A 1265-nucleotide genomic window follows, 5' to 3' on the forward strand; every position below is an offset into this window, starting at 1 on the left:
GGGTCTGCTGCACGATCAGGTGACAGTTTCGGTCACGCGGCCTGACTGGCCGGTGTGGTCATGATTGCTTCGAATTCGATCGGGGTCAACCGCCCGAGGCCGGACTGGCGGCGGCGCCGGTGGTAGGTGCGCTCGATCCAGGTGACGATCGCGATGCGGAGTTGTTCTCGGGTGTCCCAGCGGCGGCGGTCGAGCACGTTCTTCTGCAGCAGGCTAAAGAAGCTCTCCATGGCGGCGTTGTCGCCGGCGGCTCCGACACGGCCCATAGAGCCGACCATCTCGTGGTGATTCAAGGCGTGTACGAATTTCCTTGACCGGAACTGAGATCCGCGATCCGAGTGCAGAATGCACCCCGCGACATCTCCGCGTCGGGCTACCGCGCTGTGTAGTGCCCGGATGGCCAGTTGTGACTTCATTCGGGAGTCGATGCTGTAGCCGACGATCCGGTTGGAGAACACGTCCTTAATCGCACAGAGGTAGAGCTTGCCCTCACCGGTGCGGTGCTCAGTGATGTCACTGAGCCACAACTGATTTGGCCCTTCAGCGGTGAAGTCACGCTCGACAAGATCGTCGTGCACCGGCGGCCCGACTTTGCCGTTCTTGCCGCGTTTCTTACCAAACACGCTCCACAGTCGATTCTGCGAGCAGATCCGCCATGCGGTGCGCTCGGCCATCGGCTCGCCGGCATCGCGCGCCTCCTCCACGAGGTAGCGGTAGCCGAACTCCGGATCGTCTGCGTGCGCGTCGAACAGCGCATTGGCGCGGTAGGCCTCGATGAGTTCGGCCTCGGTGATGGGGTCGGCCAGCCAGCGGTAATACGGTTGGCGGGAGAGCTTGAGTACCCGGCACGTCACCGCGACGGGGATCCCGTCGGCGGCGAGCTCTTTCACGAGCGGGTAGACCCTTTTCCCGGCAGATTGGCCTGCGATAAATACGCCGCAGCCCGGCGCAGCACCTCGTTCTCTTGCTCTAGCAGTTTGATCCGCCGTCGGGCTTCGCGCAGCTCACCGGACTCGCTGGCGCTCTTGCCGGGCTTGGTGCCTTCGTCGATGTCGGCCTGACGGAGCCATTTCTGCAGCGTCATCGGGTGCACTCCGAAATCGGTGGCGATCTGCTCGATCGTTACACCGTCATCGCGGTTGCGAGCGACCCGGACGACGTCGTCGCGGAACTCGCGGGGGTAGGGCCTTGCCATGGGGACATCCTTCCAGCCCGCCCATGCTGGGCAAGCCAACTCAGATGTCACCTATTCGTGCAGCAGACCC

Annotated in this window: 1 protein-coding gene; it reads right to left on the reverse strand. The window is 63.5% G+C overall.

All coding sequences use genetic code 11. The features are described from left to right. Window positions 1-32: 32 nt before the first annotated feature. Window positions 33-1195, reverse strand: a protein-coding gene (locus ACJH6H_RS29735; protein ID WP_406776394.1) for an IS3 family transposase whose coding sequence is annotated in 2 segments (ribosomal slippage) — window positions 33-908 and window positions 911-1195 — 1161 coding nt in all. Because the reading frame shifts where the segments join, the coding sequence is not laid out codon by codon here. Between the last annotated feature and the right edge of the window lie 70 nt (window positions 1196-1265).

The sequence above is a fragment of the Mycobacterium sp. SMC-21 genome, from assembly GCF_045310825.1.
In the GTDB taxonomy this organism is placed as follows: domain Bacteria; phylum Actinomycetota; class Actinomycetes; order Mycobacteriales; family Mycobacteriaceae; genus Mycobacterium.